At 72.8% G+C, this 16,026-nt stretch carries 1 protein-coding gene (cut by a window edge); it reads right to left on the reverse strand.

The genetic code is table 11. The annotated features are described in order from the left end of the window. On the reverse strand, nucleotides 1-16,026 hold the 3' portion of the coding sequence (locus ACSP97_RS26910) for a non-ribosomal peptide synthase/polyketide synthase (RefSeq protein ID WP_440554626.1). The gene runs 7,473 nt beyond the window's last position; the window shows 16,026 of its 23,499 coding nt (coding positions 7,474-23,499); its start codon lies off the right edge, out of view — the gene reads right to left on this strand; it ends in the stop codon at nucleotides 1-3.

The following is a 16,026-nucleotide window of genomic DNA, read 5'->3' on the forward strand; positions in this document are numbered from 1 at the left end:
TCAGTCCTGGGCGTCGGGGTTGACCCGGCCGACCTCCCAGAGGCGGGCCAGCTCACCCTTGGCGGACCAGCGGTCCTGCTCGCGCACGGCCGCCATCAGCCACTTCAGGACCGGCCGCGCGTGCTCGGCGTTCGCCAGCATCACCAGTCCGGTGCCGGACTCCAGCTGGCTGAGCGCCATGGCGCGGTAGCCGGCGGTCTGCCCGGTGTGGCCGTAGTCGAGCCCGCCGCCGGAGCCGTCGACGAACACGCCCATGCCGTAGAAGTGGCACGGCTCGACGATCGTCAGCATCCGCTCGGTCAGCTCACGGGTGAGCACCGGCGAGGGCAGGCCGCGGTGGGCCCGCCGGATCTCGACGGTGACCCGGGCCAGATCGGCCGCCGTGGTCCACAGCCCGGCCGCGGCGGTCTCCGGATGCGCCTGCCATCCCCCGGGGTGCGGGACGCCCGGCGCGTCGTGCCCGTACGCCACCGGATGCCCGAGCTCGCGCGGGTCGCTGCGCACGTAGTGGCTGTGCGTCATCCCCAGCGGGTCGAGGACCAGTTCGCGCATCAGCCGCCCGAAGGGCGTGCCCGTGACGTCCTCCATGAGCTGCTGCAAGGCGGTGTAGCTGATGTTGTTCTTCAGGAACACCTCGCCGGGGACGCCGTCCAGGCGGCCGGGCGGGGTCTTGGCCGGGGCCCGTCCGAGCAGCACGTCCAGCGGGGCCGGCAGCGGGTCGCCCGGCGCGTAGTAGTGGTCGTCCGGGTTGTCGGTGGCGTTGTGCACCGCGCCGGTGAAGCGCAGCAGCCGCTCGGCGGTGACCGGGTTGCCCGGGTCGGTGCCGGGCACCTGCCACGACGTCAGATAGCGGTTGACGTCCTCGTCGAGGTCGATCGCCCCGTCCTTGGCGAGCCGCAGCACCCCGAGCGCGGTGACGTGCTTGCTGATCGACCCGGCCGGGAAGAGCGTGTCCGCGGTGACCGGCTCGTCGCCGCCGGCCCGCGTGACACCGTAGGACCGGACCTCGGCGATCTCGCCGTCCCGGATGACCGCGACCCCGACGCCGGGCACCGCGTGCTCGGCCATCACCGCCTCCGGGGAGGGCAGTTCGGCGGGCTTCTCGGACACCACCCGCAGTCCGAGCGCCTCCTGGTGGGCCATCACCATGCGCAGCGCCTCGGCGAGCGCGTCCGGATCGGCCGGCTGCTCCGCCGGTGCGGGCACCGGGTCGACGGCCGCGGCGAGTTCGGCCAGGGTCTCGTTCTCGTACAGCGTGCTCAGCGACAGCACCAGGCCCGCCTTGCGCGCCGCGGAGATCACCGGGAGCACCCGGATGGAGTCGCCGCCGAGCCCGAAGAAGCTGTCGTCCAGGCCGACCCGCTCGACACCGAGCACCTGGCACCAGACGTCCGCGAGGAGACGCTCGGTGTCGGTGCGGGGCGCCCGGTAGGGGACCCCGGAGGCCGGGCCCGACCGGTCCGGCGCGGGCAGCGCCGCCCGGTCGACCTTGCCGGACACGGCCAGCGGCAGCGCGTCCAGGGTGAGGAAGACCTGCGGGACCATGTACGCGGGCAGCAGGGTGCGCAGGTGCTCCACCAGATCGGCCAGGACCGGCGCGGCGCCCGGCGCGGGCACCACGTAGGCGACCAGCCGGCGGTCACCGGGCGCGTCCTCGCGGGCGAGGACCACCGTCTCCTGGACCCCGGGCGCGCGCAGCAGGGCCGCCTCGATCTCGCCGAGCTCCACGCGGTAGCCGCGGATCTTGACCTGGCCGTCGCCGCGGCCCAGGAACTCCAGGCTGCCGTCGGGACGGAACCTGGCCAGGTCCCCGGTCCGGTACAGCCGGCCGCCCGGAACCTGGGCAAAGGGGTGCGGCACGAACTTCTCCGCGGTCAGCGCGGGACGCCCCAGGTAGCCGCGGGCCACGCCCGCACCGCCGAGGTACAGCTCGCCGACCGTGCCGACCGGCACCGGCTCCATCCCGGCGTCCAGCACGTACACCTGGGTGTTGGCGATGGGCCGGCCGATCGGCACCGGGCGGGCGGGGTCGCCGGCGCCGGCCGCGTCGTGCACGACACAGCCGACGACGGTCTCCGTGGGCCCGTACTCGTTGATGATCCGGGCGTTGGGCGCGACCCGCCGCCAGGCGGCGACGCTCTCGGCCTTCATCTCCTCGCCGCCCACCACGAAGGTGCGCACCGAGTCGATGCCGCCCGCCTCGCCGATCTCGGTGGCGACCAGGTCGAGATGGGCCGGGGTGATCTTCACGATGCTGAAGTCGCCCGCTGCCCGCAGCAGTTCGGGCAGCGCCTCCTGGCCCCGGTCGCCCGGTACGACCACCACGTCCCGGCCCGCGATCAGCGGTAGCAGGAAGCTGGGCACGGCCAGGTCGAACGCGATCGAGCCGAACATCGGGGCGCCGTGCCCGCCGTCCATGCCGTAGTGACCGAGTGCCCAGTCCAGGTAGTTGGCCAGCCCGTGGTGGGTGACCAGGACGCCCTTGGGCCAGCCCGTCGAACCCGAGGTGTAGATGGTGTACGCCAGGTCGTCCCCGGCCACCGGCGCGTGCGGGGCGTGGCCGGGCCGCCGCGCGATCGCCGCCGCGTCACGGTCGGCGCACACCACACGGGCCCCGGTCGCGGGCAGAGCGGCCAGCCACCGCTCCTGGGTGACGAGCACCGGGGCCGCGCTGTCGGTGAGCTGGTGGGCGAGCCGTTCGGCGGGTGCCTCCGGGTCGAGCGGCAGATAGGCCGCACCGGCCTTGAGCGCACCCAGCACCGCGACCAGCTGGTCCACGCCCCGTTCCGCGAGCACCCCCACGAAGTCGCCCCGGCCGACGCCGAGTTCGAGCAGATGGTGGGCCATCCGGTTGGCCGCCGTGTCCAGTTCGCCGTACGTCGTCGTGCGTTCGCCGACGACCACCGCGACCGCGTCGGGAGCCGCCGCCGCCCGCTCGGCGATCCGGTGGTGGACGGGACGGCCGTCGAAGGCGGTGCCGGTGTCGCCGGACCACGCCCCCAGCAGCCGTTCCCGCTCACCCTCCGGCAGGTACACCGCCTGCGCGTCACCGTCGAGGTCGTCGACGACGGCGTCCAGGACCGCCCGGTACATGGCGCCGAGGCGTTCGGCCTCGGCGCGGGTCATGACCCGGGTGCTGGTCAGCAGCCCGAGCTCGCCGGCCAGCGTGGTGACGGCCAGGTCGAACTCGGTGCCGCCCTCGCGGACGCTGCTGCTCATGTCCATGAGGTCGGTGTCGACCTGCCGGAAGTCCAGGTAGTTGAAGAAGACGTCGATGAGGCGGCCGTTACCGGCCTCCCGCTGGACCTCCGGCATCGGGAAGCGGCGGTTGGGCCACAGCGCCGTCTCGGCCGCGAACACCTGCCGGATCAGCTCCCGCCAGGTGCGCGCACCGCGCCGGAAGCCGATCGGCAGCGTGGTCAGGTACATACCGATGACCTGCTCGGCGCCGGGCGCCTCGGGGCGGGCGTCGCACACCAGGCCGCTGTGGAAGGCGTCCTCCTCGGTGAGCTGGCTCAGCACCTTCAGGTGCGCGGCCAGCAGCACGCTCTTGACCGGCACGTCGGCCGCCCGCGCCGCGTCACGGATCCGGTCCTGGATGTCGTGCAGCGACACCTCGACCGAGAAGGTCCGCGGCTCGGTGCCCGGTTCCGGCTCCTCGCCCCAGGCCGCCGGCAGCGCGAACCTGGTGTGCCGGCCGACCACGTCCTTCCAGTAGCCGCGCTCCTCGGCCGAGGCCAGCGACTCCAGTTCACCCGCGATGAAGTCCGCGAAGCGCACCTCGGGCCGCTCCGGGTCCACGGGCCGGCGGCCCGCGCGCAGCTCACCGTAGGCGGTGAGCACCTCCATCCAGATGTTGTAGTGGCTCCAGCCCTCGATGATCGTGTGGTTGAGGCTGATGAACAGCCGCCAGCCGTGATCGCTGAAGGCGGCGGCGAGCCGCAGCAGCGTCGGCCGGGTCACGTCGAACGGGGTCTCCTGCTCGGCCGTGCTGATCCGCGCGACCCGCGCGGCCACCTCGTCCGGGCCGAGCCCGGTCAGGTCGTGCACGGCCACCGGCATCTCGGCCCGCGCGTACACCAGCTGCATGGGCACGGAGTACGTGTCCAGGTCGAGACCGGTGCGCAGCGCCTCGTGCCGGGCGGTGACGATCTGCGCCGCCTCGTACAGCGCGTCCGCGTCGAAGGGGTGCCCGTCCTTGATGTCGAACGACGTGGTGTGGTGGTAGGTGCCGGTGCCCGTGGCGCTCAGCTGCTCCACCAGCATGCCGGTCTGCAACTGCGACAGCGGATAGGCGTCGGTCACCGTGTCCGGCAGCAGCGCCCGGTCCTCGGCACCGATCAGCGCGAACGGCTCGACGTAACGCAGCTCGTGAGCCGCCCGCCCGGCGCCGGCCGCGGCCAGCCGGGCGATCGTCCGCTGCTCGAACACGTCGCCGACCGTCACCTGGAAGCCGGCGGCGCGCAGCGCACCGACCAGGGTGACCGCCCGGATCGAGTCGCCGCCGAGGTTGAAGAAGCTCTCCTCCACGCCGACCCGGTCGAGTCCGAGGACCTCCCGCCACACCCGTGCCATGCGCCGTTCGTCGTCCGTGCGCGGCGCCGTGAACTCCTGCGCGGCGGCGAACGCGGCGTCGTCGGGCACCGGCAGCGCCCGGACGTCGAGCTTGCCGTGCGCGGTCAGCGGCAGCCGCTCCAGCGCCACGAAGGCGGCCGGGACCATGTACTCCGGCAGCAGGTTCACCAGGTGCTCGCGCAGCTCCACCGGCGAGGGCGCCGTACCGGGCCCGGCGACCGTGTACGCGACCAGCCGCTTGTCACCCGGCGTGTCCTCACGCAGGGTCACGGCGGCGGCGCCGAGCGCGGGATGGGCGTGCAGGGCCGTCTCGATCTCGCCCAGCTCGATCCGGTGTCCGCGCAGCTTCACCTGGTGGTCGGCGCGGCCGAGGAACTCCAGGGTGCCGTCCGGCAGCCAGCGCACCAGGTCGCCCGTGCGGTACATCCGCTCCCCGGGCGCCCCGAACGGGTTCGGCACGAACCGTTCGGCGGTGAGCCCGCCCCGGCCGTGGTAGCCGCGGGCCATACCGGCCCCGCCGACGCACAGTTCGCCCGCCACACCCCGCGGCACCAGCCGCAGTCCGGTGTCGACGACGTACGCGGTCGAGGCGTGCACCGGACGGCCGATCGGCACCGAAGCCGCCCGCTCGCCGAGCGCGGAGACCACGTGGACCGCCGAGAAGGTGGTGTTCTCCGTCGGGCCGTACATGTTCACCAGCCGCTCGGGCGCCCCGGACCGCAGCAGCTCGCGGACGGTGGTGACATCGCCGGCCTCACCGCCGAAGCCGACCGTGCGCAGCCGGCCCAGCGTCCCGGGCACCGTCCGGGCCACATGGTTGAAGAGCGACGTGGTCAGGAACAGCGTGGTGATGCCGCGCTCCTCGACGGCCGCCGCCAGGGCCTCGGTCTCCAGGACGGTGTCCCGGTCCAGGATCTCCAGGCGCGCCCCGTTGAGCAGGGCGCTCCAGATCTCCGCCGTGGCCGCGTCGAAGGACACGCTGGAGGCGTGGGCGACCACGTCGTCCGGCCCCACCTGGAGGCTCGCGTCCTCGGTGACGGTCCGCACCACACCCCGGTGGGTGATCATCGTGCCCTTGGGGGTGCCGGTGGAGCCCGACGTGTACATCACGTAGGCCAGCTGGTCCGGGTGGACCGGGGCGAAGCCGTGCGCGGGCACGTCGGTGTCCGTGTCGGCGGCGGCCGAGACGACCGTCCCGCCCCAGCCCTGCGGCGCCACGTCCGCGCGGCCGTCGGTGACCAGCAGGCCGGCGCCCGAGTCGCGCAGCATGAACTCCTTGCGCTCGTCCGGATAGGCCGGATCGACCGGCAGATAGGCGGCGCCCGTCTTCAGCACCGCGAGCAGCGCCACCGGCAGCACCGCGGAGCGGTCCATGCCGACCGCGACGACCGCCCCGGGCACCGCCCCGGCCCGCCGCAGCCGCGCCGCCAACCGGTCGGTGCGGGCGTCCAGTTCGGCGTAGGTCAGCACCGTGTCCCCGGACGAGACGGCCGGGTGTCCGGGCCGGCTCGCCGCCCGCTCGGCGAAGCGACCGACCACGGTGCCGGTGTCACGGCCCGCGGGCCCGGTGCCCCAGCCGAGCAGCAGTTCGGTCTCGCCCGACGGCAGCGGCGCGACGGCCTCGCCCTCGGCGTCGGCGGCCATCGCCAGGACCGTCGCCCGGTACATCGAGGCGATCCGCTCGGCCTCGGCGCGGCCGAGCACCCCGGTGTGCGTGGTCAGGCTCAGCCGACCGCCGGTGGTGGTGACGATCAGCGCGAACTCGGTGGCGGCGGCACCGTCGCTCGCCCCCGCGTCGATCTCCCCGCTGTCCAGGCGCCGGTAGTCCTGGTAGTTGAACGTGACGTCCACCAGTCGGCGCCCGTCCGCGTCCCGCTGCATGGCGGGCAGCGGGTAGCGGCGGTGCGGCCAGTCGGCCGCCTCACGCCGGTACATCTGCGCCACCAGCTCCCGCCAGCTGCGGGCGCCGCGGTCGAAGGCGAACGGCACGGTGTTGAGGTGCATGCCGAGCACCCGTTCGGCACCCACGGCCTCGGGCCGGGCGTCGGTGGCCAGACCGGCGCTGAACCGCTCCTGCCCGGTGAGCCGGGCGAGCACCGCCAGATGGGCGGCGTGCAGTACGGCCTTCATCGACGCCTGCGCCCGGCCCGCCAGGTCCCGCAGCCCGGCCTCGACGTCCGCGAACGGCACCCGCACGGTGAACGTCTCGGGCTCGGCGGTGTCGTCGCCGAGGTCCGCGGGCAGCTCGAACGGCTCGTAGTCGGCGGTGACCGCCAGCCAGTGCGCCCGGTCCTCCCCGCCGGCCAGCGACTGGAGCTCGCCGGCCACGAAGTCGGCGTAGCGCACACCGGGCGCGCTCCACTCGCCGGGCCCGCCGGTGTCCCGGAACGAGCGGTACAGGTCGAGCAGTTCGGCCACCATCGAGTGATGGCTCCAGCCCTCCGTGATCGCATGGCTCTGGGTGAGCCCGAGCCACCACGCCCGCTCGTCCTCCGGCAGCACCGTGACCCGCAGCAGCGAGCGTGCGTCGGCGGGGAACGGGGTGGCCCGCTCCACGGCGACGAAGTCCGCCACCGCCGCCGCCCGCGCGGACTCGTCGAGACCGCGCAGATCGCGCTCGGCGACCGTCAGCCCGGCCTCGCGGTGCACCAGCTGAAGCGGCTGCGAGAAACCGGTGAGCGCGAAGGACGTGCGCAGCACCTCGTGCCGCGCGGCCAGCTCGGTCACCGCGGCCCGCAGCGCGTCGAGCACCGGTGGCCGCTCGTCGAGCACCCGGAACGCGCTGACGTTGACGTACTTCAGCGCCTCCGCGTCGGCCAGCTGCTCCACCAGGATGCCGAGCTGCGCCTGGGAGACCGGGTAGGCGTCGGCCAGACCGGCGGGCAGCGCCGCCCGGTCCGCCTCGCCGACCAGCGCGAACGGCCGCACGCCCACGAAGGCGGTGGCGCCGTCGCGGTCGGAGGTGTCCAGCGCGGCCAGCCCGGCGATCGTCCGGGCGTCGAAGACGTCCCGCACGGTCACGGCGAACCCGGCCGTGCGCAGCGCGCCCACCAGGGCGACCGCACGGATCGAGTCGCCGCCCACCTCGAAGAAGCTGTCCTCGACGCCGGGCGCGTCCAGCCCCAGCACCTCGGCCCACACCTCGGCGAGGCGCCGCTCCCGGTCCGTGCGCGGCGCGACGTGCTCCTGACGTCCCGCGAGCGCGGACCAGTCCGGCGCGGGCAGCGCCTTGCGGTCCACCTTGGTGTTCGAGATCAGCGGAATCCGCGCCAGCTGCGTGAACGCCGCCGGGACCATGTACTCCGGCAACCGGGCACGGCAGTACGCGGCCAGCTCGGCCGGCGCCGGCAGGGCCTCCTCGGCGGGCACGGCGTACGCGGCGATCCGCGGGTCGCCCGGCGCGCCGGCATCGGTCACCACCGCCGCCTGGAGAATCGCCGGGTGCGCGTTCAGCACGGCCTGGATCTCACCCAGCTCGACCCGGTAACCGCGGATCTTCACCTGGTCGTCGACCCGGCCCAGGAACTCGATGCCCCCGTCGGCCAGCATCCGGCCCATGTCACCGGTCCGGTACAGGCGGGCGCCGGGCACCCCGAACGGGTCCGGCAGGAACCGCTCCGCGGTCAGCGCGGGCCGGTTGAGATAGCCCCGGCTGACCTGCGGCCCGCCGATGTACAGCTCGCCCGGCACACCGGCCGGCACCAGGTGCCCCTCCCGGTCCAGGACATGCACCCGGGCACCCGGCAACGGCAGCCCGAGCGGGATCGCCGGGGCGCTCAGATCGGCCTCGGTGACACGGTGGTGGGTCACCTGCACGGTCGCCTCGGTCGGCCCGTACAACTCCACGAGCTGCGGCTCGTCGAGCCCGAACCGGTCGATCCAGGGGGCGAGCGCGGCACCCGTGTGCTTCTCGCCACCGAAGAACATCGCCCGCAGCGGCACCCGCCCGAGCCGTTCGTCGCCCCGTTCCGCGGCGGCCGAGACGCCGCGGAACGCCGACGGGCTGTTCAGCAGCACCGTGAATTGCTCCGCGACCGCCAGGTCCAGCAGGGCGTCCGGGTCCCGGGCGGTGTCCGCGTCGACCACCACCAGCCGGCCGCCGTGCAGCAGCGCCGCCCACAGCTCGAACACCGAGACGTCGAAGGCGAAGCTGTGCACCAGCGGCCACACGTGCCGCTCGTCCAGCGGGAACCGCTCCGCGGTGGCCCGCATCAGCCGCAGCACATTGGCGTGGCTCACCCCGATGCCCTTCGGGACACCGGTGGACCCCGACGTGTAGATCACGTACGCCAGCTGCCCCGGGTCCGTGACCTGCGCCACGGCCGTGTCGGGGAGGGCGTCGAGCAGCCGCTCGTCCGCGCCGTCCAGGACGATCAGCGCACCGCCGTGCGCGGACTCGGCGACCGCCAGGTACTCGGCCTCCGTGATGACCACCTTCGGCCCGAGGTCCTCCACCATGGTGGCCAGCCGGGCGGCCGGCTGCGCCGGGTCGAGCGGCAGATAGGCCGCACCGGCCTTCAGCACGCCCAGCAGCGACGGCACGAGCCCCGCGCCGCGGCCCAGGCACAGTCCCACCACCGACTCGGCGCCGACGCCTAGTTCACGCAGCCGGTGCGCGATGCGGTTGGCACGGGCATCGAGCTCCGCGTAGCTCAGCGTCTCGCCGCCCGCGGTCACCGCGCCCGCGTCGGGCCGGAGCGCGGCCTGCCGCGCGAACAGGTCGTGCAGGGTGTCCGTGACCGGCCCGGACGCGATCGCCTCCGCAGGCGCCAGCGCCCGGTCCGACGCCGGCAGGAAGGTGCCCCGGGCGTCGCCGTCCGGATCGGCCGCCATGGCCTCCAGCACCATCCGGTACATCTCGGCGATCCGGGCCGCCTGCTCCCGGCCGAGGTGCCGGGTGTCCGTGCGCAGCCCGAGATGGCCACCGCGGGCCACCACGGCCAGCGGGAACTCCGTCGAGCCGATGCCGACGCTCGCCTCCTCGTCCACCACCGCGGTGTCCACCTGGTGGAAGTCGAGGTAGTTGAAGACCGTGGACAGCAGCCGGTTGCCGCCCGCCGTCCGCTGGATAGCGGGCAGCGGGTAACGGCGGTGCGCCCACAGCTCCGCCTCCTGCCGGAAGACCTGGCTCACCAGCTCGCGCCAGGTGCCGGCCGTGCGGTCGTACGGGAACGGCACGGTGTTCAGATGCATGCCCACGACCCGGTCGGAGCCCGGGAGTTCGGGACGCGCGTCGAAGGCGAGCCCGGCGAAGAACGACTCCTCCTCCGTGAGCTGCGCGAGCACCTTCAGGTGCGCGGCGAGCACGACGCTCTTCGGCGAGGCACCGGCCGCGGTCGCCAACTCCCGCAGCCGCGGCTCCAGATCGTGCATCGGGACGTGCACCTGGTACGTCTCGTACGACTCCGCGTCGGCACCCCGCGGATCGCCCCACAGGGACGGCAGCTCGAAGCCGGCGTGGTCGGTGACCATCGCCTGCCAGTACGCCTGGTCCCGCGCGTCGTCCAGGGAGGCCAGCTCCGCGGCGACGAAGTCCGCGTACCGGCTCGGCGTGGGCCGCGCCGGCTCGAACTCCCCGCGCCGCGCGAACTGGTGGTACAGCTCCACCAGTTCGGCCATCACCGAGTGGTAGCTCCAGCCCTCCAGGATCGGATGCGCGTGGGTGAGGACCAGCCACCACGACTCGTCGTCCTGGAGGACCGCGCGCGCCCTGAGCAGCGGCGGCCGGGCCAGGTCGAACGGCGTCGCGCTCTCCTCCTCGTTCACCGCACGCAGCGCGGACGCGAACGCCTCACCGTCCAGCGCACTGAGATCCGTGACCGTCACCGGATGCGTCACGGCGTCGTGCACCAGCTGGAGCGGCCGGGAGTAGCCGGTGAGGTGGAAGCCGGTGCGGAGGATTTCGTGGCGGGTGATGAGTTCGTCGGTGGCGTGTTGGAGTGCGGTGGGGTCGAGGGGCTGGTTGTCGCGGATGCGGAAGGCGTCGACGTTGTGGTAGGCGGCGCGTTCGGTGCCGAGGGACATTTCGACGAGCATGCCGAGCTGGACCTGGGAGACGGGGTAGGCGTCGGTGATGTCTGCGGGGAGCAGGCGGTGGTCCTGGTCGGTGATCAGTTCGAAGGGCTGGACGTAGTGGTCGGTTTCGGCGGGGGTGTGGTGGGTGTCGAGGTGGTGGGCGAGTTCGGCGATGGTGCGGTGTTCGAAGATGTCCTGGACGGCGACCTGGAAGCCGGCGGAGCGGATGGCGCCGACGAGGACGATGGCGCGGATGGAGTCGCCGCCGAGGTCGAAGAAGCTGTCCTGGACGCTCACGCGGTCGAGTCCGAGTGCGGCTGCCCAGGCGTCGGCGATCTTCTGCTCGGCTTCGGTGCGGGGTGCGACGTACTCGGCCTGGGGGATGACCTCGGGTGCGGGCAGGGCCTTGCGGTCGAGCTTGCCGGCGGTGTTGAGGGGCCAGGTGTCGAGTTCGACGAAGGCGCCGGGGACCATGTAGTCGGGGAGGGTTTCGCGCAGGTGGGCGCGGAGTTCGTTGTGGTCGGCCTCACCGTTGGGGATGAGGTAGCCGACGAGCCAGGTGTCGCCTGTGTCCTCGGTGCGGGTGGTGACGGCGGCGTCCTTGACGGCCGGGTGGGTCAGGAGGCGGGATTCGATTTCGCCGAGTTCGATGCGGTAGCCGCGGATCTTGACTTGGTGGTCGGTGCGGCCGAGGAATTCGAGGGTGCCGTCGGGCATGCGGCGGGCGAGGTCGCCGGTCTTGTAGAGGCGGGTGCCGGCGGGTCCGAAGGGGTCGGGGACGAAGCGTTCGGCGGTGAGGGAGGGTCGGCCGAGGTAGCCCTGGGCGACTCCGTCACCGGCGATGCACAGTTCGCCGACGACGCCGACCGGGACCGGCTGCATGTGGGTGTCGACGATGTACAGCTGGGTGTTGTCGATCGGCGCGCCGATGGAGACGCCCGTGGGGTCGGCGGGGACTTCCCAGGTGGTGGACCAGATGGTGGTTTCCGTCGGGCCGTAGACGTTGACGAGGCGCGTCACGCGCGAGCGCAGGGTCTGGGCCAGTTCGAGGGGGAGTGCTTCCCCGCCGACGAGGGCCGTGACCGAGGTGGTGCGGAAACCGGACTCCAGCAGGAGCTTCCATCCGGAGGGGGTCGCCTGGACGTGGGTGACACTCTCGGTTTCGATCAGGTCGACCAGGTCTTGGCCGGACTGAGCGAGGACGACCCGGTGGCCCCCGGTGAGGGGCAGGTACAGCTCCAGGCCGGAGATGTCGAACGACACGGAGGTCGAGGCCAGCCAGGATTCCGAACGGGTGGGTGCCCCCAACACACGCCGGATGCCGGTGAGGAGGTTGCCCAGCGCTCCGTGGCTGATCTGCACGCCCTTGGGGCGGCCTGTCGACCCGGACGTGTAGAGCACATACGCCACCGCTGACGGATCGACGGGGCAGGGCGCCAGCGGTTCGGCCGTCGTGCCTTCCTCCACCAGGACATGGGTTCCGTGGTGGATCTCGTTCGCGGTCTCGCGCAGCGACTCCTGCGCGAGCAGCAGGGCGGGTGCCGCGTCCTCGATAATCCCGGACAGGCGCCCGGTGGGGTGCGTGGCGTCCAGGGGGAGGTACGCGGCGCCGGTCCGCTGCACGGCGAGCAGGGCGACGAGGAGGTCGACACCCCGCTCCAGCAGCACGGCCACGACATCACCCGCGCCCACACCCACGGACGCGAGGTGTCCGGCCAACCGCGCGGAGCGGTCGTCCAGTTCGGCGTACGTCAGTGACACGCCACCCGACGTGACCGCCACCGCGTCCGGCACCCGCGCGACCTGCCCGGCGAACGACTCGGGCACGCAACGAGCCGGTTCGTCCGTCGCGGTGTCGTTCCAGCGGGCGACGACGTGCACCTGCTCCTCGTCGGGGAGACGGGTCGCCAGCGCGTCGCCGTCCGGGTCGGCGGCCATCGCCTCCAGCACCAGCCGGTACATCCCGGCGATCCGCTCCGCGTTCACCCGCGAGAGGGCGTTGCCGTCGGCCGTCAGCATGAGGTGACCGGCCAGCGTGGTGACGGCGAGCGGGAACTGGGAGGTGGTGTCGCCCTGTTCCGCGCCCACCTCGATCAGACCGGTGTCGACCTGGTGGTAGTTCTGGTAGGTGAACAGCACCTCGACCGCGGGCCGACCGGCCTCGGTCAGCCGCTGGATCGACGGCAGCGGGTAGCGGCGGTGCTCCCACAGGTCCATCTCCTGCTCGAAGACCTGGCGCACCAGCCGCGTCCAGGTGGACGCGCCGCGCCGGTGTGCGAACGGCACCGTGTTGAGGTGCATGCCCAGCACCTTCTCCGCGCCCAGGAGTTCGGGACGGGCGTCGAAGACCAGGCCGGCCGAGAAGGACTCCTCCTCGGTGAGCTGGCTCATCACCTTCAGGTGGGCGGCGAGGAGCACGCTCTTCATGGAGACGCGGGCCCGCTCGGCGAGCGCCCTCAGACCGTCGTCCAGGTCGCCGTACGCGACCGGCAGCCGGAAGGAGTCCGCCGCGGACTCCTCGCCCCAGCCCGCCGGCAGGGCGACGGCGGGGTGCTCTGCGACGATCCGCTGCCAGTACGCGCGGTCGGCGTCGTCGCCCAGGGACTCCAGCTCGCCCGCGACGAAGTCGGCGAACCGGACCCCGGCGGCCTCCCGGCCGGCGTCCGGGTCCTGGCCGTCGCGCACCGCGCGGTAGACGTCCAGGAGCTCCATCAGGAGCGAGTGGTGGCTCCACCCCTCCAGGATGATGTGGCTGTGGGTCAGCGCGAGCGACCAGCAGTCGGCACCCTCGACCAGGCCCGCCACCCGCAGCAGCGGTGCCGCGCCCAGGTCGAACGGAGTGTCCTCCTCGCGCTTGACGAACGCGCGCACGGCGTCCCGCGTGGCCGACTCGTCCAGGGCGGAGAAGTCCTCGACCACGACCGGCACTTCGGCGTCCGCGTGCACCAGTTGCATGGGCACGGAGAACCCGGTCAGGGCGAGGGACGTCCGCAGGATCTCGTGCCGGGCGACGACCGTGCGGGCCGCCGCCTCCAGCGCCTGGCGGGAGAACGCGTGCCCGTCCCGGACGCGGAACGACGTGACGCGGTGGTAGTCGTCACCCGCGTTCTCGAGGAGCACCTCGACCGCCATGCCCGTCTGGACCTGCGAGAGCGGGTAGGCGTCCGCGAGTCCCTCGGGTATTCGATCGCGGTCCTCAGCGGGGACCAGGGCGAAAGGGGCGGTCCCCGCCTCCTTCGGGCCGGCGGCCTCGGTGGCGGCTTCGGGCACGGCCTGCTTCTGCTGGAGCAGCGCGAGCAGGTCGGCCACCGACGTGTTCTCGGAAAGGCCACCCGACGCGAGGTCGATACCAGCCGCACGGAGCGCCCCGGTGAGTGCCTCGGCAGCGTCGGCGGTTGCCGTACGGGAGTCCTTCTCCGACGGTGACACGCTCTCCTCCTGAGGTGCTTGAGCCGCGAGATGGCGGGCCAACTCCGCGACGGTCTGGTACGTGAAGATCGTCCGAACGGTCAGGCTGTAGCCGATCGCCTTGAGCGCACCGACGAGCGACACCGCGCGGATCGAGTCGCCGCCGAGGTCGAAGAAGCTGTCCTCGACACCGACTCGCTCCAGCCCGAGAGCCGTCTCCCAGGCACCAGCGATCCTCGCCTCGTCATTTGTGCGCGGGGCTATATATGGCCTCTCCTCGCCCCGCTCGGGAGTCGGGAGGGCCTTGCGGTCGAGCTTGCCGGCGGTGTTCAGGGGCCAGGCGTCGAGTTCGACGAAGGCGCCGGGGACCATGTAGTCGGGCAGTTCCTCCCGCAGATACGCCCGCAACTCGTTCTGGTCCACGGGCCCGTTGGGGATGAGGTAGCCGACGAGCCAGGTGTCGCCTGTGTCCTCGGTGCGGGCGGTGACGGCGGCGTCCTTGACGGTGGGGTGGGTCAGGAGGCGGGATTCGATTTCGCCGAGTTCGATGCGGTAGCCGCGGATCTTGACTTGGTGGTCGGTGCGGCCGAGGAATTCGAGGGTGCCGTCGGGCATGCGGCGGGCGAGGTCGCCGGTCTTGTAGAGGCGGGTGCCGGCGGGTCCGAAGGGGTCGGGGACGAAACGTTCGGCGGTCAACGCGGGCCGGCCGAGGTAGCCCTGGGCGACTCCGTCACCGGCGATGCACAGTTCACCCACCACGCCGACCGGGACCGGCTCCATGTGGGTGTCGACGATGTACAGCTGGGTGTTGTCGATCGGCGCGCCGATGGAGACGGCCGTGGGGTCGGTCGGGACTTCCCAGGTGGTGGACCAGATGGTGGTCTCGGTCGGGCCGTAGACGTTGACGAGGCGCGTCACGCGCGAGCGCAGGGTCTGGGCCAGTTCGAGGGGGAGTGCTTCCCCGCCGACGAGCGCCGTGACCGAGGCCGTGCGGAACCCGGATTCGAGGAGGAGCTTCCATCCGGAGGGGGTTGCCTGGACGTGGGTGACACTCTCGGTTTCGATCAGGTCGACCAGGTCTTGGCCGGACTCGGCGATGACGACCCGGTGGCCCCCGGTGAGGGGCAGGTACAGCTCCAGGCCGGAGATGTCGAACGACACGGAGGTCGAGGCCAGCCAGGATTCCGAACGGGTGGGTGCCCCCAACACACGCCGGATGCCGGTGAGGAGGTTGCCCAGCGCCCTGTGGCTGATCTGCACGCCCTTCGGACGGCCTGTCGACCCGGACGTGTAGAGCACGTACGCCACCGCCGACGGGTCCACGACCCTGGGGGCCAGCGGCTCGGCCGTAGCCCCCTCCTCCACCAGCACACGCGTGCCCTGGTGGATCCCGTCCGCCGTCTCGCGCAGCGACTCCTGGGTGATCAGGACGGCGGGTGCGGCGTCCTCGATGATCCCGGACAGGCGTCCGGTGGGGTGCGTGGCGTCCAGGGGGAGATAGGCGGCGCCGGTCCGCTGCACGGCGAGCAGCGCGACGAGGAGGTCGACACCCCGCTCCAGCAGGACCGCGACGGCGTCACCGGCCCCCACACCTGCGGCTGCCAACGACCCGGCCAACCGCGCGGAGCGGTCGTCCAGTTCGGCGTACGTCAGCGACACGCCACCCGACGTGACCGCCACCGCGTCCGGCACCCGCGCGACCTGCCCGGCGAACAACTGCGGTACAGGGAGGGTCTGTTCCTCGGTGTCGGCGTTGTTCCACCGCCGCAGGACCATGTCGCGCTCACCGAGCGGCAGGTAGACCGCCTGCGCGTCGCCGTCGAAGTCGGCGGCCATCGCCTCCAGCACCAGCCGGTACATCGCGGCGATCCGCCCCGCGTTCGCCCGTGACACCACACGGCCGTCGGCGGTCAGGACGATATAGCTGCCTCGGGTGGCGACCATCAGCGGGAACTCGGTCGGCACCTCGTCGATGTCGCCGAGTTCGTCGACCTCTTCACCGTCGACCTTGCTGAAGTCCTGGTAGTT

Origin of the sequence: Streptomyces sp. SCPE 10, assembly GCF_051980735.1 — a bacterium.
In the GTDB taxonomy this organism is placed as follows: domain Bacteria; phylum Actinomycetota; class Actinomycetes; order Streptomycetales; family Streptomycetaceae; genus Streptomyces; species Streptomyces misionensis.